The sequence below is a fragment of the Pseudomonas bharatica genome, from assembly GCF_048586865.1.
Classification (GTDB): Bacteria; Pseudomonadota; Gammaproteobacteria; order Pseudomonadales; family Pseudomonadaceae; genus Aquipseudomonas; species Aquipseudomonas bharatica.
The window spans coordinates 42,713-61,490 of sequence record NZ_JBMAWR010000017.1; the positions used below are offsets into that span (position 1 = coordinate 42,713).

Genomic DNA, 18,778 nt, shown 5'->3' on the forward strand with positions numbered 1-18,778 from the left:
CGCTCTACCTTGATTTATCAAAGGGTTTCACGAAGGTAATCTTAGGCTCTTTCACCGGGCCTTCGACCCGATAGTTGACACTGGCATAGCGAGCCACCCGGTCGCCCAGCAGCTTGTCCACCAGGAACAGGGCGCCGCCGACGGCTGGCGCACCAACGATCAGCGCCGCCAGTGGCAGGTTGTTGGTCACCGGCAGGGTCACCATCAGGTTGGCGGCGATCCGGTCGCGAACCATGTCCAGCGTGCCTTCCAGTTCGAAGTTGCTCGACGGGCCGGTGAGCGTGATCGGCTCGCGGGTTACATAGACCCCTTCGCTGGCCACCAGCAGGCCCTTGACCCGATCGTAGCTCAGCCCCTTGCCCAGCAGGTCGGAGAAGTCCAGGCGCAGGCGGCGACCGATCGAGTTGAAATTGAGCAGCCCGAACACCCTCAGCGCCTGGGCACTGCCGTCCACTTCGACGATCTGCCCGTCGCGCAGCGAAGCGTCCATGCTTCCGGAGAAGCGCTTGAGGCTGATCCAGGCCGGCGAACCTTGCCAGCGGCCATCGACGTCCATATGGAAATCGCGGCTGGTCACGGTCGGCGCAAAGTTCCAGGCCTTGAGCACATCGGCGAGGTTACCGCCCTCGACGCGCCCCTTGTACCAACTGCTGCTGGCGCCGGGGGTACCTTCCCAGGCGGCGGAACCGTTGATCGCCAGGCCCTTGAGATTCAGGTCCAGGTCATTGAATGCCACACCCTGCGCCGTGGGTCGCGATTTGAGGGACACACTGCCCATCAGGTCGTCGCCACGGAACAGTTTGTCGATGCTCAGGTTCACCGCAGGAACCTTGCGAGGATCGCTCGACGCCAGTGGATCCGGGGCATCCGGCTCGGCTTCGACCGCAGGGTCGGCGGCAGGCAGGCGCAAGGTCGGCAGTTGGACCACGATGGGCGCCGCCTTGGCGTCGGGAATCCGCGCATTGCCGATCACTTCCCGGCTATCCAGGCGCAATCCCCAGCTGTCGCTGCTGCGATCAAGGCGTACCACCGCCTGGTTCAGTTCGAAGTCGTAGGCCTTGATCTTGCCCACGCTCAATTCAACGCTCCGCAGGATCTGCCGGGCACTGCCCCCCGGATCGTCGCCGGTGTAGCTACCGGCCTTGCTCTGCCAATCGTCGAGGTTCACCTCGGCAACCCGGCCACGCACGCGCAAGCCCGGGCTGGTCGGCAACTGCGCGGCCCCTGCGCCGAGCAGCAATTCGCCGCGCACCTGTTCGGCCTTGCCTGCCGGAGCGGCCATGGCCAGGCTGGCCAGATCGACATAGCTCGCGTCGATACGCCGCTCGGTGCCTCCCAGGTTCATGCGGAACTGGCTGCTGCGGGTCTCGCTGGCTACCTTGCCGAAGGGCGCGGGCAGGTCGATGGCCAGGCCCTTGAGGCTGGAATCGACCACCAGCTGGTTATCCCGCCCCAGAGACACCTGCAATTGGTACGGCAACTCCCCGGAAACCGGCAACGGCTGGGTGAACTGCAGCCAGTCGGTCAAGGACTTCAGGGCAATCTGGCCCTTGGCAACGATCCGGGTCTGCAACTGCCCGGGCTTGCCTTCGGCGAAAATCTCGGCGGTCACCGGCTTGCCGAACGCCACGGTACTGATGTTCTTGCCACTCAGGCCCTGGCCCAGGTCAAAACGGAAGTCCCCATTCAGTTGACTCAGCTCCAGGACCGGCTCACTGATTTTCAGGCGCGACTGTTCGGCATGGAAGTCCACCACGACCTTGGGCTCGATACCGTGGGCCAGCGGGATATCCAGCTTCAGCGAGCCGGTCAGGTCGCCCTCGCCTTCCCAGCCGGCGAAGGTGGGGCCGGTGCCGATCGGCGCTTGCTGAAGGATCTTCACGCCGTCGGCCAGGGTGCCGTCGAAGTTGCCATCGACCAGCAGATGACTGTGCTCGCCGGCAGGAACATGGGGGATGTCCACCAGCACGTCGCTCACCCGGGTATCGAGCATCTGTCCGGTACTGGCCTTGATCCGCACGCCGTGGTCGTCGATGAACACATCGCCGTCCACCTTGCTCAGTTGCGGCCAGCCCGGCTGGAAGTCCAGGGCCGCATCGCGCACCTTGAAGAACAGGCTGATGCTGCGGGCATGATCCGGCGCACCATGGTTCAGCGACCCTTGGTACTGGAAATACCCCTCGTCCACCGTTCCCTTGAGAATCGCCGTGCGCAACCAGTGATCGACCTCGGGGCTGAGCACCTCGGGCAGGTACTTGCCGGTGTAGCGGCCGTCCCCCTCGACCAGGCCGACCCGCAGGTCCATGTAGTCTTCGTGCCCCGGTTGCAGATGCAGGCGGATCAGGAAGTCGCCGGCGATCTTGCCTTCCTCCCCCAGCACCTTGAGATAGGGCGCGACCAGGGTGAAGGTTTCCTTGTCCAGCTTCCAGGTCAGCAAGGCGTTGGCCTTCAGGTAATGCCAGGGATCGGCGAAGATCGGCGCCAGGTGCAACATGAACCTGTCGGTATCCAGGCGCAGCTCGCCATGCCCCAGGTCACCGCTGATGCTGCCGCTGACGTTGCCCGCCGCCGGTGCGCCGTGATAGGCATCGAAGCCGACACGGTCGAGGTTGGCGGCGAAGCTGAATCTGCGGTCGCCCTCCACCTGCGGCCGCACTTCGAGCTGGACGTTGCGCAGCCCTCCGGTGACCTTGAGGCCATCGACCACCGCCATGGCCTGTTTCGGCAGCGGACCGAGGGCCTGGATCACCGGTGTCAAAGGCGTCAGGTCGACACGGTCAGCCTGGATCTTCCACAACTCGCCCTCGTCACCGGCCATCGACTGACTGATGCCGACGCGGGATTCCCAGCGTGTCTCACCCAGATTCATGGCCAACGAGTCGATGCTCAGTTGAATGCCGTCGTCATCCCGCCGCAGCCATGCATTGAGCGCCAGGTTGTCGAGCTTCACCGGCTCGCGTTCGGCATAGGCGGCCTGTACTTGCGGGGCATTCAGGCGCACCGTGGCGCTTTGCACCGTGCCCTTGCCCCAGTCGAGCCAGACTTCGCCGCCTGCACGCAGCTGTGGCAGTTGCCATTGGCCCAGCAGGCGGGCCGGCAGCCATTTGGCCCAGTCGCTCTGCGGCAGGCTGGCGTAGGCCTCGACCTCGGCCTCGCGCCACTGCGCCGGGCGAATCCGGCTTTTCAGACTCAGCGCCACGGGCTGGCCGTCGGGCAGGGTCAGCCGCGCGTCCAGGCGCTGGCGCACGCTGCCGGTCTGCAAGCTGAGGCCGACATAGGTCAGGGTCATGGGATCGTGATCGAAGGGTTCCAGGGTGATCTGGCTGTCCAGCAGCGAAACCCGGGAGACCATCTGCATGCGCCGCAGCGCCTGCTCGACGTCCAGTGGCTGGTCGTCGTCCTGCACCGGCAGGCCCTTGAGGGTCCACTTGCCGCTTTCGTCTTCGTGCAGGTTCAGTTGTAGCCCACCCAGCTCCACCCGGGCCAGGCGCACATCCCGCGCCATCAGGCTGGCCCACAGGTCGGGGACGACCTTGACTGCGTCCAGGCGCAAGGCCGAAGCGCCCTCGCCGACCTGCACATCGCGAACCACCAGGATCGGCGCCAGCCCGCTCCAACGCCCTTCCAGCTCACCGACATGCACGGGCAGGCCGAGGCTTGCCGCGGCCTTGTCCTCGACGTCGGTACGGTACTCGGCGACCAGTGGAACCAGCTCGCGCCCGAGGCTGACATACAGGGCCACCAGCACCGCGACCAATGCGCAGGCGCCCAGCCCCCAGCGAACCAGGGCAGCCAGAACGCGGATCAGACGCTCCATAGCTGTGGCCCCCGACTCGTGCAAGCCCTAACTATGGCCTGACATGCAGGGTTTGCCACCATCCGGGATTCAGGGCCAGTCAGAGCAGCACCACATCGTATTGTTCCTGGGAATACATGGACTCCACCTGGAAGCGAATGGTTCGCCCGATAAAGGCTTCGAGTTCGGCGACATTCCCCGATTCTTCGTCCAGCAGGCGGTCCACCACCTTCTGGTTGGCGAGCACCCTGTACCCTTCGGCCTGGTAGGCCCGCGCTTCGCGAAGGATTTCCCTGAAGATTTCGTAGCAGACGGTTTCCGGGGTTTTCAGCTTGCCGCGGCCCTGGCAGCAGATGCACGGCTCGCAGAGCACCTGCTCCAGGCTTTCGCGGGTGCGCTTGCGGGTCATCTGTACCAGGCCCAGTTCGGTCAGGCCGATGATGTTGGTCTTGGCATGGTCGCGTTCGAGCTGCTTTTCCAGCGTGCGCAGGACCTGGCGCTGGTGCTCTTCGTCTTCCATGTCGATGAAGTCGATGATGATGATCCCGCCGATGTTGCGCAGGCGCAGTTGCCGGGCAATGGCGGTGGCCGCTTCGAGGTTGGTTTTGAAGATGGTTTCTTCAAGATTGCGATGGCCGACGAAGGCACCGGTGTTCACATCGATGGTGGTCATGGCCTCGGCCGGATCGACCACCAGGTAGCCGCCGGACTTGAGCGGCACCTTGCGCTCCAGGGCACGCTGGATCTCGTCCTCGACGCCGTAGAGATCGAAGATCGGCCGCTCGCCGGGATAGTGCTCCAGCCGATCGGCGATTTCCGGCATCAGTTCGGCGACGAACTGCGTGGTTTTCTGGAACGTTTCCCGGGAATCGATACGGATCTTCTCGATCTTCGGGTTGACCAGGTCGCGCAGGGTGCGCAGGGCCAGGCCGAGGTCCTCGTAGATTTCCGTGGGAGCGCCCACGGTCTTGATCTGGGCACCGATCTGGTCCCAGAGCCGGCGCAGGTAGCGAATGTCCATCAGGATCTCGTCGGCACCCGCCCCTTCGGCGGCGGTGCGCAGGATGAAACCACCGGAATCCTGGATGTTCTCCTGGGCCACGCAGTCGCTGACCACCTTCTTCAGGCGCTCGCGCTCGGCTTCGTCTTCGATCTTCAGGGAAATGCCGACATGCTTGGTGCGTGGCATGTACACCAGGTAGCGCGAGGGGATCGACAACTGGGTGGTGAGGCGTGCGCCCTTGGAGCCGATCGGATCCTTGGTCACCTGGACCACCAGGCTCTGCCCTTCGTGGACCAGGGCGCTGATGCTTTCCACCGTGGTGCCTTCGCGCAGGGAGATTTCCGACGCATGGATGAAAGCGGCGCGGTCCAGGCCGATATCGACGAAGGCCGCCTGCATGCCCGGCAGGACCCGCACCACCTTGCCCTTGTAGATGTTGCCGACGATGCCGCGACGCTGGGTGCGCTCGACATGGACTTCCTGAAGGACACCGTTTTCCACCACCGCCACGCGGGATTCCATCGGGGTGATGTTGATCAGGATCTCTTCACTCATGGCAATCTCTCGTCAAAGGGGCTTCGGGTAATCATGGATCGCCCGACACCGACTGGCGAGCGATAAACGGCGTCGGTGCATCCTCACTCGGTACCTGGTACGCCCTGCCAGCATGGAATGCCGAAGCGGGCCAGCAATTCGGCGGTTTCCGCCACAGGCAAGCCCACCACCGCAGAGTAGCTGCCCTGCAGGCCCTGCACGAATACCGCGCCAAGCCCCTGGATGGCATAGGCGCCGGCCTTGTCCCCGGGCTCGCCGCTGGCCCAGTAGGTACGGGCACGCTCCTCGCTGATGGTGTTGAACGCAACACGGCTGCTGATGCACAGGCTTTCCGTGCGCTGTCCATCGGTGACGGCGACGGCGGTCAACACTTCGTGCTCGCGCCCGGACAGCGCCGCCAGCATGGCCAGGGCATCCTCGCGATCGACCGGCTTGCCGAGGATCCGTCCATCGAGCACGACGGCGGTATCGGCGCCCAGCACCGCGAGCGGCGCGCTGGCGCCGCTGGCGGTGAGCAGGGCCAGGCCGGCCGCAGCCTTGCCACGGGCCAGGCGCTCGACATAGGCACCGGGCTGTTCGCCGTGAAGCGGGGTTTCGTCGATGGAGGCACTGACGACGGTAAAGGGAATGCCGATCTGGGTCAGCAGTTCACGGCGACGCGGCGAACCGGAGGCCAGGTACAGCGGGGTCATCTTGACTACTCCCTGTCAGCGTCGAAAAGCGAATGGTTCAGTAGATGCTCAAACGGCTGCGCAGGCCGCGCAGGCCAAAGCTGATCCACGGCCAGAGCAAGGCACTGGTGACCGCGGGCCAGACCAGCGCCAGGGTCGGCTGGCGGTTACCGGTGAGGGCACTGAGCCACAATTGCACCAGTTGCGCCACACCGAACACCACGAGGATGGTCAGGCTCTGCTGCCACATCGGGAACATCCGCAGGCGTTGCTGCAGGCTCAGCACAAGGAAGGTGATGAGGGTCAGCACCAGCGCATTCTGCCCAAGCAACGTGCCGTAGAGCACATCCTCGCACAGGCCGAGGACGAAGGCGGTGGTCATGCCGATCCGGTGCGGCAGGTTCAGGGTCCAGAAGGCCAGCAGCAAGGCCAGCCACAAGGGGCGGAAGATATCCATGAACGGCGGCATCGGCCAGACGCTCAGGAGCAGGCCGATGAGGAAGGTCAACCAGACCACCCAGCCATTCTTGCCGTGGGTACTGACCATCAGTGTGTCTCCCGCGAAGGTGAGGTTGGCGCGGCGGGCGTCGCGGACGGTGCGGGTGCGGGTGCGGGTGCGGCGGCTGGCGCATGCGGCGCGGCGACGGGGGCCACGGTAGCAGGGTGCGCAGGATCGGTACCCGGCGCCGGCGGCCCCATCTGCTCCGCTTCCTGGGCCTTGACCGCATCGCTGGCACGCTCTTCAGGGCTGCGGCTGTCGGAGAACACCAGCAGCAGGTAGCGGCTGCGATTGAGCGCTGCAGTCGGTACCGCACGGACAATGGCGAACGGCTGCCCGGAGTCGTGGATCACTTCCTTCACCGTCGCCACGGGGTAGCCGGCCGGGAAACGCTGGCCCAGGCCGGAACTGACCAGCAGGTCGCCTTCCTTGATGTCGGCAGTATCGGCGACATGGCGCAGCTCCAGGCGTTCCGGATTGCCGGTACCGCTGGCAATGGCGCGCAGGCCATTGCGGTTGACCTGCACCGGAATGCTGTGGGTGGTATCGGTGAGCAGCAGCACCCGCGAGGTATAGGGCATCAGCTCGACCACCTGGCCCATCAGGCCACGAGCGTCGAGCACCGGCTGGCCGAGGACAACCCCGTCGCGCTCGCCCTTGTTGATGAGGATGCGATGGGTGAAGGGATTCGGGTCCATGCCGATCAGTTCGGCCACCTCGACCTTCTCGTTGACCAGCGCCGAGGAGTTGAGCAACTCGCGCAGGCGCACGTTCTGCTCGGTCAATGCCGCCAGCTTCTGCAGGCGGCCTTGCAGGAGCAGGGCTTCGGTCTTGAGTTTCTCGTTCTCGGCGATGAGTTCGGTACGGCTGCCGAACTGGCTGGCCACCCCCTGCCACAGGCGCACGGGCAGGTCGGTGATGGCATAGGACTGCATCAGCACCAGCGACATCTGGCTGCGCACGGGCTTGAGTACGGTGAAACGGGCATCGACCACCATCAGGGCGATCGACAGCACCACCAGCACGAGCAGGCGCACGCCCAGCGACGGGCCTTTGGCAAAAAGCGGTTTAATGGGCCGCTCCTCGTGGACGACGGTTCAGGAGGTCATTCATACGGCAACGCACCGGCCTGGCTTCGGATGGGTGGAATCGGCGCCGCTGACGGACGCCGACCCGGTTTCGGGCAGCACTGCGCAGGCTAGCCGAAATCCGGGCGACAGGAAGGCAATCCGGCGAATCACTCGCTGGAAAGCAGGTCCATGGTGTGCTTGTCCATCATTTCCAGGGCGCGACCGCCGCCACGGGCGACACAGGTCAGCGGGTCCTCGGCGACGATCACCGGCAGGCCGGTTTCCTGGGCCAGCAGTTTGTCCAGGTCGCGCAGCAGGGCGCCACCGCCGGTCAGCACCAGGCCACGCTCGGCGATGTCCGAGGCCAGTTCCGGAGGCGACTGCTCCAGCGCGCTCTTGACCGCCTGGACGATGGTCGCCAGGGACTCCTGCAGGGCCTCCAGCACTTCGTTGGAGTTCAGGGTGAAGGCACGTGGCACGCCTTCGGCCAGGTTGCGACCGCGAACATCGACTTCGCGCACTTCGCCGCCCGGGTAGGCGGTGCCGATTTCCTGCTTGATGCGCTCGGCGGTGGATTCGCCGATCAGGCTGCCGTAGTTGCGGCGCACATAGGTAACGATGGCTTCGTCGAAGCGGTCGCCGCCAACGCGCACGGACTCGGCGTAGACCACGCCGTTCAGGGAAATCAGCGCGATCTCGGTGGTACCACCACCGATATCGACGACCATCGAACCGCGGGCTTCCTCGACCGGCAGGCCGGCACCGATCGCGGCGGCCATCGGCTCCTCGATCAGGAACACTTCGCGGGCACCGGCGCCCAGGGCCGATTCACGGATGGCACGGCGCTCGACCTGGGTCGACTTGCACGGCACGCAGATCAGCACGCGCGGGCTCGGCTGCAGGAAGCTGTTCTCGTGCACCTTGTTGATGAAGTACTGCAGCATCTTCTCGCAGACGCTGAAGTCGGCGATCACGCCGTCCTTCATCGGACGAATGGCAGCGATGTTGCCCGGGGTACGGCCGAGCATGCGCTTGGCTTCGGTACCGACCGCGACGACACTTTTCTGGTTGCCGTGGGTACGAATGGCCACGACGGAGGGCTCATTCAGGACGATACCGCGCTCACGCACGTAAATAAGGGTGTTGGCAGTGCCCAGGTCGATGGAGAGATCGCTGGAAAACATGCCACGCAGTTTCTTGAACATGGGAAAGGGACCCTGGCAACGCGTGGGTAAAAAAGTGCGGCAAACTCTAACAATGGCAGGGATTTTGGGCAAGGCGCCAATATGGTAAATTGGCGGTTTTTCCGAGCAGGCCAGCACACGATCGGGCCTTATGACCACGTGTCCCCCGGCATGTTCCTCATCCGGACAATTCCGTTTCTTACCCAGGAGATCCCCATGGCGCTTGAACGCAGCGATGTGGAAAAGATCGCCCATCTGGCCCGGCTGGGCCTGAACGAGGCCGATCTGCCACGTACTACCGATGCCCTGAACAGCATTCTGGGACTGGTCGACCAGATGCAGGCAGTCGACACCGACGGCATCGAGCCACTGGCCCACCCGCTGGAAGCCCGTCAGCGCTTGCGCGCCGACGTTGTAACAGAAAGCAACCAACGCGACCGCTACCAGGCCATCGCCCCGGCGACGGACAGCGGCCTGTACCTGGTTCCGAAAGTCATCGAGTAAGGGAATAGCGCCAGCATGCATCAACTCACCCTGGCCGGGATCGCCCGTGGCCTCGCCGACAAATCGTTTTCCTCCGAAGAGCTGACCCGCGCGCTGCTGCAGCGCATCCACCAGCTCGACCCGCAACTCAACAGCTTCATCAGCATCACCGATGACCTGGCCATTGCCCAGGCCAAGGCTGCCGATGCCCGCCGCGCCGCCGGCGAGAGCGGTGCCCTGCTCGGCGCGCCGATCGCCCACAAGGACCTGTTCTGCACCCAGGGCGTACGCACCAGCTGCGGCTCGAAGATGCTCGACTCGTTCACCTCGCCCTACGACGCCACCGTGGTCGCCAGGCTGGCCGAAGCCGGCACCGTGACCCTGGGCAAGACCAACATGGACGAATTCGCCATGGGGTCGGCCAACGAATCCAGCCACTACGGTGCCGTGAAGAACCCGTGGAACCTGGAGCACGTTCCGGGCGGTTCGTCCGGCGGTTCCGCTGCCGCCGTGGCTGCGCGCCTGCTGCCGGCAGCCACCGGCACCGATACCGGCGGCTCGATCCGCCAGCCCGCTGCCCTGACCAGCCTGACCGGCCTCAAGCCGACCTACGGCCGCGTTTCGCGCTGGGGCATGATCGCCTACGCCTCCAGCCTCGACCAGGGCGGCCCGATGGCCCGCACCGCCGAAGACTGCGCCCTGCTCCTGCAAGGCATGGCCGGCTTCGATCCGAAGGACTCCACCAGCATCGACGAACCGGTCCCGGACTACAGCGCCAGCCTCAACGGCTCGCTGCAGGGCCTGCGCATCGGCCTGCCGAAAGAATACTTCGGCGCCGGCCTCGACCCGCGCATCGCCGACCTGGTCCAGGCCAGCGTCAAGGAGCTGGAAAAGCTCGGCGCGGTGATCAAGGAAATCAGCCTGCCGAACATGCAGCACGCGATTCCGGCGTACTACGTGATCGCCCCGGCCGAGGCATCCTCCAACCTGTCGCGCTTCGACGGCGTGCGCTTCGGCTATCGCTGCGAGAACCCCAGGGACCTTACCGACCTGTACAAGCGCTCCCGTGGCGAAGGCTTCGGCAGTGAAGTGCAGCGGCGCATCATGGTCGGTACCTACGCGCTGTCGGCCGGCTACTACGATGCCTACTACCTGAAGGCGCAGAAGATCCGCCGCCTGATCAAGAGCGACTTCATGGCCGCCTTCGAAGGCGTAGACGTGATCCTCGGCCCGACCACGCCGAACCTGGCCTGGAAGATCGGCGCCAAGAACGCCGACCCGGTCGCCGAGTACCTGGAAGACGTCTACACCATCACCGCCAACCTCGCCGGCCTGCCGGGCCTGTCGATGCCGGCCGGTTTCGTCGATGGCCTGCCGGTGGGCGTGCAGCTCCTGGCCCCGTACTTCCAGGAAGGCCGCCTGCTCAACGTCGCGCACCAGTACCAGCAAGTGACTGACTGGCATACCCGCGTACCCAACGGCTTCTGAGGAACAGACACATGCAATGGGAAGTTGTGATCGGGCTGGAGATTCATACCCAGCTCGCCACCCAGTCGAAGATTTTCTCCGGCAGCGCCACCACCTTCGGTTCCGAGCCGAACACCCAGGCCAGCCTGATCGACCTGGGCATGCCCGGGGTACTGCCGGTGCTCAACCAGGAAGCGGTGCGCATGGCCTGCATGTTCGGCCTGGCCATCGACGCCGAGATCGGCCAGCACAACGTGTTCGCGCGCAAGAACTACTTCTACCCGGACCTGCCCAAGGGCTACCAGATCAGCCAGATGGAGCTGCCGATCGTCGGCAAGGGCCACCTGGACATCGCCCTTGAGGACGGCACCGTCAAGCGCATCGGCATCACCCGCGCGCACCTGGAAGAAGATGCCGGCAAGAGCCTGCACGAAGACTTCAGCGGCTCCACCGGCATCGACCTGAACCGCGCCGGCACGCCACTGCTGGAAATCGTTTCCGAGCCGGAAATGCGCAGCGCCAAGGAAGCCGTGGCCTACGTCAAGGCGATCCACGCCCTGGTCCGCTACCTGGGCATCTGCGACGGCAACATGGCCGAAGGCTCGCTGCGTTGCGACTGCAACGTGTCGATCCGGCCGAAGGGCCAGGCCGAGTTCGGCACTCGCTGCGAGATCAAGAACGTCAACTCGTTCCGCTTCATCGAGCGTGCGATCAACAGCGAAGTGCAGCGCCAGATCGACCTGATCGAGGACGGTGGCAAGGTCATCCAGGAAACCCGCCTGTACGATCCGAACAAGGACGAGACCCGCTCCATGCGCAGCAAGGAGGAAGCCAACGACTACCGTTACTTCCCCGATCCGGACCTGCTGCCAGTGGTGATCGAGTCGGCGTACCTCGACGACCTGCGTGCCACCCTGCCGGAATTGCCGCCACAGAAAGTGGAGCGTTTCCAGAGCCAGTACGGCCTGTCGGCCTACGATGCCAACGTGCTGGCTTCCAGCCGCGAGCAGGCGGAGTACTTCGAGAAGGTCGCGGCCATCGGCGGCGACGCCAAGCTGGCGGCCAACTGGGTGATGGTGGAACTGGGCAGCCTGCTGAACAAGCTGGGTGTCGAGATCGACCAGGCACCGGTCAGCGCCGAGCAACTGGGTGGCATGCTGCTGCGCATTCGCGACAATACCATCAGCGGCAAGATCGCCAAGACCGTGTTCGAAGCGATGGCGGCAGGTGAAGGTGATGCCGACCAGATCATCGAGGCCCGCGGCCTGAAGCAGGTTACCGATAGCGGCGCGATCGAGAAGGTGCTGGACGAGGTTCTTGCGGCCAACGCCGAGCAGGTCGAGCAATACCGTGCGGCGGACGAAGCCAAGCGCGGCAAGATGTTCGGCTTCTTCGTCGGCCAGGCGATGAAGGCCTCGAAGGGCAAGGCCAACCCGCAACAGGTGAACCAGTTGCTCAAGAGCAAGCTCGAAGGGTAATTCGTGCCCCCCAATCGCTGGCAAGCCAGCTCCCACAAGGTCCGCGTGCACCGCCGACCCTGTGGGAGCTGGCTTGCCAGCGATCAGCCCCCACGGAGCATCAGACATACATGTGGCGTCCCCTAAGCGCCCTGGCGCTGTTCACTCTCCTCGCCGGCTGTGCCAGCCACGATATCGACCCTCGCGGCTACGATGAAACCGGCACCGCCTCCTTCTATGGTTCCCGCCATCACGGCAAGCGCACCGCCAGCGGCGAGCCGTTCAACCAGCATGGCCTGACCGCCGCCCACCGCACCCTGCCCTTCGGCACCCGGGTCCTGGTGACCAACCTGAAAAACGAGCGCAGTGTCGTGGTCCGCATCAATGATCGAGGCCCCCATACCCGCGGCCGTCTGATCGATCTTTCCAAGGCTGCGGCCCAGCAACTGGACATGATCCGTAGCGGAACGGCGCGAGTCCGGGTACAAAGCCTGAGCGACTGACCGGTTTTCTGGAGCACGACCATTTTCGACCTGGCCGCTTTACCCACCTTCAGCCTGCTGCAATTGGCCAGCGGCCTGATCCTTCTGATTCTCGGCGCCGAACTGCTGGTGCGTGCAGCCCTGCGTATCGCTGCCAGCCTGCACGTGCGCCCGCTGATCATCGGCCTCAGCCTGGTGGCCTTCGGCAGCAGCGCGCCGCAACTCACCGTCAGCCTGCAGGCGGCCTACACCGGCGCGCCCGATGTGGCGGTGGGCAGCGTGATCGGCAGCAATATCTTCAATGTCCTGGTGATACTTGGCCTCGCGGCGCTGATCATTCCGCTGCGGGTGTCACGGCAACTGGTACGCCTGGACATCCCGCTGATGATCGCTGCCAGCGTGGTGGTCTACCTGCTGGCCCTGAACGAGGTGCTCGGGCGCTGGGAAGGCGCGCTGCTGCTGGCCGGACTGGCGGCTTACCTCGCCATCCTCTGGCATCAATCGCGGCATTACGCGCGGACTTACCCGGCACCCAACCCGCGAGTCGACCGGGGCATCGGCTTCTGGTTCGGCAGCCTGCTGCTGATGCTGCTCGGGCTCGGCCTGCTCAGCCTGGCCGGGCACCTGTTGCTGGAAGCTGCGGTCGAGGTGGCGACCGACCTGGGCCTGTCGGAACGGGTGATAGGCCTGACCGTGGTCGCGGTCTGCACGTCGCTTCCAGAACTGGCCACCTCGCTGATCGCGGCGATCCGTGGCGAACGGGAAATCGCCGTGGGCAACGTGATCGGCAGCAACCTCTTCAATCTGCTGGCGGTGCTTGGCCTGACTGCGGTGCTGGCCCCGGAACCGCTATCGATCTCGCCCAACGCGCTGGACTTCGACCTCCCGGTGATGCTCGGCGTCGCCCTGCTGACCCTGCCGGTGTTCTATTCCGGCTACCGGGTCACCCGCGTCGAGGGCCTGGTGTTCCTCTGCCTGTATCTGGCCTACGGCCTGCACGTGGTGGCCTTTACCACCGGCATGCCGCTGGCCAATCGCCTGGAGCAGTTGATGCTGTTCTATGTCCTGCCAGCGCTCGCCGTATTGCTGAGCTATACGACCTTGCGCGCCTGGCGCCGCCAACACTAAGGAAAACAACATGGGTGAGACGAAGAAAACCGGCGAACAGGTTCGCCGCCAGGTCATGGGCGACGTGTTCGTCGATCGCGCGCTGGGCAATGCCACCGAGTTCAGCGCGCCGCTGCAGGAATTCGTCAACGAACACGCCTGGGGCAGTGTCTGGAGCCGCGAAGGCCTGCCACTGAAGACCCGCAGCCTGATCACCCTGGCCGCCCTGACCGCGCTGAAATGCCCGCAGGAACTGAAAGGCCACGTGCGTGGCGCGCTGAACAATGGCTGTACGGTAGAAGAGATTCGCGAAGCCCTGCTGCATTGCGCAGTCTATGCGGGCGTGCCGGCGGCGATCGATGCGTTCCGCGCGGCCCAGGAAGTGATCGACGCCTGGCAACAGGGCTGATCGATCACTTGCGCAACAAGGTGCGTCAGGCCTGGGCCTTGCGCCCCTTGGTCAGCTTGTAGACCACCCACAGCACGAGCAGCCAGACCGGGATCAGCTCCACGGAAATGCGGATGCCCTCGGTCTGCCACATCACCACCAGGATGAAGGCCAGGAAGGCCAGGCACAGGTAGTTGGTCAGCGGATGGCCCAGGCTCTTGTAGAAGGTGTCCTGGCCAGCCGCAGCCTTGGCCTTGCGGAATTTCAGGTGGGTGATGCTGATGATCCCCCAGTTGATCACCAGCGACGACACCACCAGCGCCATCAGCAGGCCGAAGGCTTCGCGGGGCATGAAGTAGTTGATGAGCACGCACAGGCCGGTGGCCAGCGCGGAAATGCCCAGGGCCGCCAGCGGCACACCCTTGGCGTTGACCTTGAGCAGCGACTTCGGCGCATCGCCCTGGGTCGCCAGGCCGAACAGCATGCGGCTGTTGCAATACACGCAGCTGTTGTACACCGACAGTGCCGCAGTCAGGACCACCAGGTTGAGCACCGTGGCCACGACGTTGGCGTCCAGGTCATGGAAGATCATCACGAACGGACTGCCGCCATCGACCACTTTCTGCCACGGGTACAACGCCAGCAGCACCGCCAGCGCACCCACATAGAACAGCAGGATGCGGTAGATCACCTGGTTGGTCGCCCGCGGAATGCTGTGGCGCGGGTTATCGGCCTCGGCGGCGGTGATGCCCACCAGTTCCAGGCCGCCAAAGGAGAACATGATCACGGCCATGGCCATCATCAGCCCGGTAACACCATTGGGGAAGAAGCCGCCATGCTGCCACAGGTTGGCAACGCTGGCGTCCGGACCGCCATTGCCGCTGAGCAGCAGGTAGCCACCGAAGCCGATCATGCCGAGGATGGCCGCCACCTTGATCAGGGCGAACCAGAACTCCATCTCGCCATAGACCTTTACCTGGCTGACGTTCATCAGGTTGATGATGACGAAGAATACCGCCGCCGTGGCCCAGGTCGGGAAATCCGGCCACCAGTACTGCACGTAGATACCCACGGCGGTCAGTTCGGCCATGCCCACCAGGACGTAGAGCACCCAGTAGTTCCAGCCGGACATGAAGCCGGCGAACGGCCCCCAGTAGCTGTGGGCGAAGTGACTGAAGGTGCCGGAAACCGGCTCCTCGACCACCATCTCGCCGAGCTGGCGCATGATGAAGAAGGCGATCAGGCCGGCAATGGCATAACCCAGCAGCACCGAGGGGCCGGCCATCTGGATGGTCTGGGCGATCCCCAGGAACAGGCCGGTACCGATCGCCCCGCCCAGGGCGATCAGCTGGATATGGCGATTCTTCAGGCCGCGATGCAAACGCTCGGGCGTGATCTGGTCTTGCATGAAGTGTCCTCGGACGTGAGAGGCAGTGTTGGCGTTGTTTTGCGAGCGAAGGATCTAGATCCATCCGCCCCACTGCAATAGGAATATTCCGATGTTCGTTGTCACAGCAGCGGCAAGGGTGGTGATCACGATGATCGATGCCGCCAGTTCATGGTTGCCATTGGACGAGCGGGCCATCACATAGCTGGCCGCTGCCGTCGGGCTGCCAATATAAAGGAACAGGATGCCCAGTTCCGCCCCGCGAAAGCCGCATAGCCATCCGCCGAAGGTAAATATCACGGGTAGCCAGACCATCTTCACCAGGCTTGCGCTCACGGCCATCCGACCGCTGGCGCGCAATGACGCCAGGGACAGGGTGCCGCCGATGCAGATCAGCGCCAGTGGCAGGGTCATCTGCGCGATGTAGTCGGCGGAAGTCAGCAGCCAGTTGGGCAGCGCCACCTTGGCATAGGCCATTGGCGTCGCCAGCAGCACGCTGATGATCAGCGGGTTGCGCAGGATGCTCTTGAAGATGCTCCACGGGTCCGACTTGACCGTCGGGCTGTAGACCGCCAGCACCACCACCGACAGCGAGTTGTAGAGCAGGATCACCAGGCCGGCGAGGATCGCGCCGAGGGAAATGCCGTAGTCGCCGTACATGCTGGCCGCCAGGGCCAAGCCGATCACACCGTTGTTGCCCCGAAACGAGCCCTGGGTGTAGATGCCGCGATCTTCCTTGGGGCAACGCCAGATGGCAATCAGCCAGGCCAAGGCAAAACTGCCGAAGGTGGCGGCGATGAAGTAAAGCAGCAGGCCGGGATTGACCGCCGCGTCGAGGTCGGCGTGGTAGATGCCGAGGAACAGCAGCGACGGCATGCAGACGTTGAAGACGAGGGACGAGGCAACCTGGATGAAGTTGTCGTTGATCGCATCGATGCGGCGCAGCAGCACACCCATGAACAGCATCGCGAACACCGGGGCGGTGATGTTCAGGGTCTGGATGAAGAGGGCGAGCATGCGGGGGAATTTCCGTGGGCCTGGCGTCAGGCGACCAATGATACGCCAGTGCAGGGCTCAGGGATGGGAGTTTGTGGATGAAATGCCGGAATTTCGACGATTTTGAGCGCCTCATCGCTTGCAAGCCACAGCCAACCCCCACCCTGTGGGAGCTGGCTTGCCAGCGATGAGGCCCTCAAGGGCAATGAACGACTCAGCGACGAACCGGCCGCTTCTGCAACTTGCGCTGCAAGGTCCGACGGTGCATGCCCAGGGCGCGGGCCGTGGCGGAAATGTTGCCTTCGTGCTCGGTCAGCACGCGCTGGATGTGCTCCCATTGCAAGCGGTCCACCGACATCGGGTTTTCCGGCACCAGGGTGTCCAGGTCCGCGTGCTGGGACAACAGCGCCGCCACCACGTCATCGGCATCCGCCGGCTTGCACAGGTAGTTGCAGGCGCCGCGCTTGATGGCTTCGACGGCAGTGGCGATGCTGGAGTAACCGGTAAGGATCACCACCTTCATTTCCGGGTCCAGTTCCAGCAGCTTGGGCAACAGGACCAGGCCCGAGTCGCCGTCCATCTTGAGGTCCAGCGCAGCGTAGTCGGGAACGTCCTGCTGGGCGATCAACAACCCGGCATCCGCGGAACTGGCAGTGCTGACGCGAAAACCGCGGCGAGCCATGGCCCGGGCCATCACCCGGGTAAAGGTCGCATCGTCGTCGACCAGCAGCAGGTGCGGCAGGTCTTCACCTTCAACCTGGATTTCATCACTCATCACACGTCTCCTCGCGCGTCACGGGGCAGGCGCAGCTCGGTCAGCGTACCGCCCTCTTCGTGACTATAGAGTTTTACCGAGCCGCCAGCACGGGTCACGCTGGCCTTGCTCAGGAACAGGCCAAGACCGAAGCCTTTGCCCTTGGTGGTAAAGAAGGGTTTGCCGATCTGCTCGGCAATGGCCACCGGTACGCCGGGGCCGTGATCGCGGATGCTGATGACGATATCCGTGGCATCCCAGTCGAGCTGCACCTCAAGCCCGTCGGGGCAGGCATCGGCGGCGTTGTTCAGCAGGTTCAGCAAGGCCTGGGTCAGGTCGGGTGGCGGCGCCAGGTGTGGCACCAGCCCCTGTCCGAGGCGCTGGAAGCGATAGCTGGCTTCCGGACGCATCAGGTGCCAGCGGTTCAGCGCCTCGTCCATCCAGAAGGTCACCGGCTGCTCTTCCACCGCCATGCGCCGGTTGGCCTCGGCAGCGCGGACCAGTTGCTGCAGGGTGTGCTTGCACTGCTTGACCTGCTCCTGCAACACCGCCAGGTCCTCCTGCAGCAGGGGGTCGGTGTGATCCTGGCGCATCTCGTTGAGCAACACGCTCATGGTCGCCAGCGGTGTGCCCAGTTCGTGGGCGGCGCCGGCCGCCTGGGTGGCCACGGCCAGCAGTTGCTGGTCGCGCAGGCCTTCTTCGCGACGCTGGGCCTGGAAGGCTTCCTGGCGGCGCAACTCCTCGGCCATCTTCGCGGCAAAGAAGGTGATGACCGCTGCCGCCAGGGCGAAGCTCAGCCACATGCCGTAGATCTGCATCTTTTCCCTGGCCATGGGGAAGGTATCCAGCGGATAGAACTGCACCAGCAACAAGGTGTAGGCAACCAGGGCGATACCGGAGAGGATCAGCGAATAGACCCACGGCAGGGTAACCGCGGCGATCGCCAGCGGTACCAGGTAATAGGAAACGAAGGGGTTGGTCGAGCCGCCGGAAAAGTACAGCAGGGCACTGTGGATCAGCAGGTCGCAGGCCAGCTGCACGGCGTATTCCAGCTCGGTGACCGGCAGCGAGGCACGCAGGCGCAGGGCGGTCACCAGGCAGAGCACCATGGAAAAGCCGAGGGTGACGCTCAGCGCCAGCCAGGGCAGCGGCAGCAGTTCGGTCCAATAGGCGACCGCCACCGAGCCGGCCTGGGCCGCCAGTACCAGGGTACGGATGAACGTAAGGCGCCAGAGGTTCTGGCGGGTGGCAGACAACATTTGCATTTTGACCGGGGCGAGCATGAGCTCTCCTGATGAGTGCTCCAGGTAAACCGTGGCGAAGTATACCGAAGGGACGTCCTGCACTGCAGCGATGCGGCAACTCGCCACACCGCAGGCCGGTTAAATGATAGTCATTTGGAACCTTGGTGCTACTTTCAAGGTCTGATCGAGTCTGCGTGGTGCACAGGATGGTACCGGCCACGCCCATTTTTCAAGG

General features: G+C 64.3%; 16 protein-coding genes. 6 read left to right on the forward strand and 10 right to left on the reverse strand.

The window, feature by feature from the left end; all coding sequences use genetic code 11:
* Positions 1-4: 4 nt before the first annotated feature.
* From ACKLLE_RS18710 to mreB, 6 genes are all read right to left on the reverse strand, one after another.
* The gene (locus ACKLLE_RS18710) at positions 5-3,817 is read right to left on the reverse strand and encodes a YhdP family protein (RefSeq protein ID WP_420058727.1); all 3,813 of its coding nucleotides are present in this window, start codon (positions 3,815-3,817) and stop codon (positions 5-7) included.
* A 79-nt stretch (positions 3,818-3,896) separates the two neighbouring features.
* On the reverse strand, positions 3,897-5,354 hold the full coding sequence (rng, locus tag ACKLLE_RS18715) for a ribonuclease G (protein ID WP_064301620.1): 1,458 nt from the start codon (positions 5,352-5,354) through the stop codon (positions 3,897-3,899).
* An 83-nt stretch (positions 5,355-5,437) separates the two neighbouring features.
* Positions 5,438-6,046, reverse strand: coding sequence for a Maf family protein (locus ACKLLE_RS18720; protein WP_420058728.1), 609 nt, complete (start codon positions 6,044-6,046; stop codon positions 5,438-5,440).
* Positions 6,047-6,083: 37 nt separating this feature from the next.
* Positions 6,084-6,572, reverse strand: a complete 489-nt coding sequence (mreD, locus tag ACKLLE_RS18725; RefSeq protein WP_009398188.1) for a rod shape-determining protein MreD — start codon at positions 6,570-6,572, stop codon at positions 6,084-6,086.
* Positions 6,572-7,597 (reverse strand): rod shape-determining protein MreC, encoded by a 1,026-nt coding sequence (mreC, locus tag ACKLLE_RS18730; RefSeq protein ID WP_080604745.1) that lies wholly within the window; start codon positions 7,595-7,597, stop codon positions 6,572-6,574. The genes mreD and mreC overlap by 1 nt, the downstream gene beginning before the upstream one ends.
* 164 nt (positions 7,598-7,761) lie before the next feature.
* Complete coding sequence (gene mreB, locus ACKLLE_RS18735; protein ID WP_008371426.1) at positions 7,762-8,799, reverse strand: rod shape-determining protein MreB; 1,038 nt, start codon at positions 8,797-8,799, stop codon at positions 7,762-7,764.
* A 195-nt stretch (positions 8,800-8,994) separates the two neighbouring features.
* Here mreB and gatC point away from each other — a divergent pair, with 195 nt between their 5' ends.
* The 6 genes from gatC (at position 8,995) to ACKLLE_RS18765 (ending at position 14,183) form a co-directional block, all read left to right on the forward strand.
* Positions 8,995-9,282 (forward strand): Asp-tRNA(Asn)/Glu-tRNA(Gln) amidotransferase subunit GatC, encoded by a 288-nt coding sequence (gene gatC / locus ACKLLE_RS18740; protein ID WP_009398181.1) that lies wholly within the window; start codon positions 8,995-8,997, stop codon positions 9,280-9,282.
* 15 nt (positions 9,283-9,297) lie between these two features.
* Complete coding sequence (gatA, locus tag ACKLLE_RS18745; RefSeq protein ID WP_420058729.1) at positions 9,298-10,749, forward strand: Asp-tRNA(Asn)/Glu-tRNA(Gln) amidotransferase subunit GatA; 1,452 nt, start codon at positions 9,298-9,300, stop codon at positions 10,747-10,749.
* A gap of 11 nt (positions 10,750-10,760) precedes the next feature.
* Positions 10,761-12,206 carry an Asp-tRNA(Asn)/Glu-tRNA(Gln) amidotransferase subunit GatB gene (gene gatB / locus ACKLLE_RS18750; protein ID WP_009398177.1) on the forward strand — a complete coding sequence of 482 codons (1,446 nt, stop codon included), beginning with the start codon at positions 10,761-10,763 and terminating at the stop codon, positions 12,204-12,206.
* 110 nt (positions 12,207-12,316) lie between these two features.
* Positions 12,317-12,688, forward strand: coding sequence for a septal ring lytic transglycosylase RlpA family protein (locus ACKLLE_RS18755; protein ID WP_009398175.1), 372 nt, complete (start codon positions 12,317-12,319; stop codon positions 12,686-12,688).
* 63 nt (positions 12,689-12,751) lie between these two features.
* Positions 12,752-13,795, forward strand: coding sequence for a calcium/sodium antiporter (locus ACKLLE_RS18760; protein WP_420058730.1), 1,044 nt, complete (start codon positions 12,752-12,754; stop codon positions 13,793-13,795).
* Between the two features lie 10 nt (positions 13,796-13,805).
* Positions 13,806-14,183, forward strand: a complete 378-nt coding sequence (locus tag ACKLLE_RS18765; protein WP_064301615.1) for a carboxymuconolactone decarboxylase family protein — start codon at positions 13,806-13,808, stop codon at positions 14,181-14,183.
* A 25-nt stretch (positions 14,184-14,208) separates the two neighbouring features.
* Here ACKLLE_RS18765 and ACKLLE_RS18770 read toward each other — a convergent pair whose 3' ends face one another.
* From ACKLLE_RS18770 to ACKLLE_RS18785, 4 genes are all read right to left on the reverse strand, one after another.
* Positions 14,209-15,570 carry an amino acid permease gene (locus ACKLLE_RS18770; RefSeq protein ID WP_009398170.1) on the reverse strand — a complete coding sequence of 454 codons (1,362 nt, stop codon included), beginning with the start codon at positions 15,568-15,570 and terminating at the stop codon, positions 14,209-14,211.
* A gap of 54 nt (positions 15,571-15,624) precedes the next feature.
* Positions 15,625-16,566, reverse strand: a complete 942-nt coding sequence (locus ACKLLE_RS18775) for an AEC family transporter (protein WP_009398169.1) — start codon at positions 16,564-16,566, stop codon at positions 15,625-15,627.
* Positions 16,567-16,759: 193 nt separating this feature from the next.
* The gene (locus tag ACKLLE_RS18780) at positions 16,760-17,320 is read right to left on the reverse strand and encodes a response regulator transcription factor (RefSeq protein WP_009398167.1); all 561 of its coding nucleotides are present in this window, start codon (positions 17,318-17,320) and stop codon (positions 16,760-16,762) included.
* Positions 17,320-18,582: an ATP-binding protein gene (locus ACKLLE_RS18785; RefSeq protein WP_009398165.1), complete on the reverse strand. Its 1,263-nt coding sequence runs from the start codon at positions 18,580-18,582 to the stop codon at positions 17,320-17,322. Before ACKLLE_RS18785 ends, ACKLLE_RS18780 begins: the two co-directional genes overlap by 1 nt.
* Between the last annotated feature and the right edge of the window lie 196 nt (positions 18,583-18,778).

Bases quoted from the DNA above. Each gene is read 5' to 3' on its own strand.
- mreD (WP_009398188.1), bottom strand. From the start codon at position 6,572: ATGGTCAGTACCCACGGCAAGAATGGCTGGGTGGTCTGGTTGACCTTC.
- mreB (WP_008371426.1), bottom strand. From the start codon at position 8,799: ATGTTCAAGAAACTGCGTGGCATGTTTTCCAGCGATCTCTCCATCGAC.
- ACKLLE_RS18755 (WP_009398175.1), top strand. From the start codon at position 12,317: ATGTGGCGTCCCCTAAGCGCCCTGGCGCTGTTCACTCTCCTCGCCGGC.
- ACKLLE_RS18710 (WP_420058727.1), bottom strand. From the start codon at position 3,817: ATGGAGCGTCTGATCCGCGTTCTGGCTGCCCTGGTTCGCTGGGGGCTG.
- gatB (WP_009398177.1), top strand. From the start codon at position 10,761: ATGCAATGGGAAGTTGTGATCGGGCTGGAGATTCATACCCAGCTCGCC.
- ACKLLE_RS18780 (WP_009398167.1), bottom strand. From the start codon at position 17,320: ATGAGTGATGAAATCCAGGTTGAAGGTGAAGACCTGCCGCACCTGCTG.
- gatC (WP_009398181.1), top strand. From the start codon at position 8,995: ATGGCGCTTGAACGCAGCGATGTGGAAAAGATCGCCCATCTGGCCCGG.
- ACKLLE_RS18775 (WP_009398169.1), bottom strand. From the start codon at position 16,566: ATGCTCGCCCTCTTCATCCAGACCCTGAACATCACCGCCCCGGTGTTC.
- ACKLLE_RS18770 (WP_009398170.1), bottom strand. From the start codon at position 15,570: ATGCAAGACCAGATCACGCCCGAGCGTTTGCATCGCGGCCTGAAGAAT.
- ACKLLE_RS18720 (WP_420058728.1), bottom strand. From the start codon at position 6,046: ATGACCCCGCTGTACCTGGCCTCCGGTTCGCCGCGTCGCCGTGAACTG.
- gatA (WP_420058729.1), top strand. From the start codon at position 9,298: ATGCATCAACTCACCCTGGCCGGGATCGCCCGTGGCCTCGCCGACAAA.
- rng (WP_064301620.1), bottom strand. From the start codon at position 5,354: ATGAGTGAAGAGATCCTGATCAACATCACCCCGATGGAATCCCGCGTG.
- ACKLLE_RS18785 (WP_009398165.1), bottom strand. From the start codon at position 18,582: ATGCTCGCCCCGGTCAAAATGCAAATGTTGTCTGCCACCCGCCAGAAC.
- ACKLLE_RS18765 (WP_064301615.1), top strand. From the start codon at position 13,806: ATGGGTGAGACGAAGAAAACCGGCGAACAGGTTCGCCGCCAGGTCATG.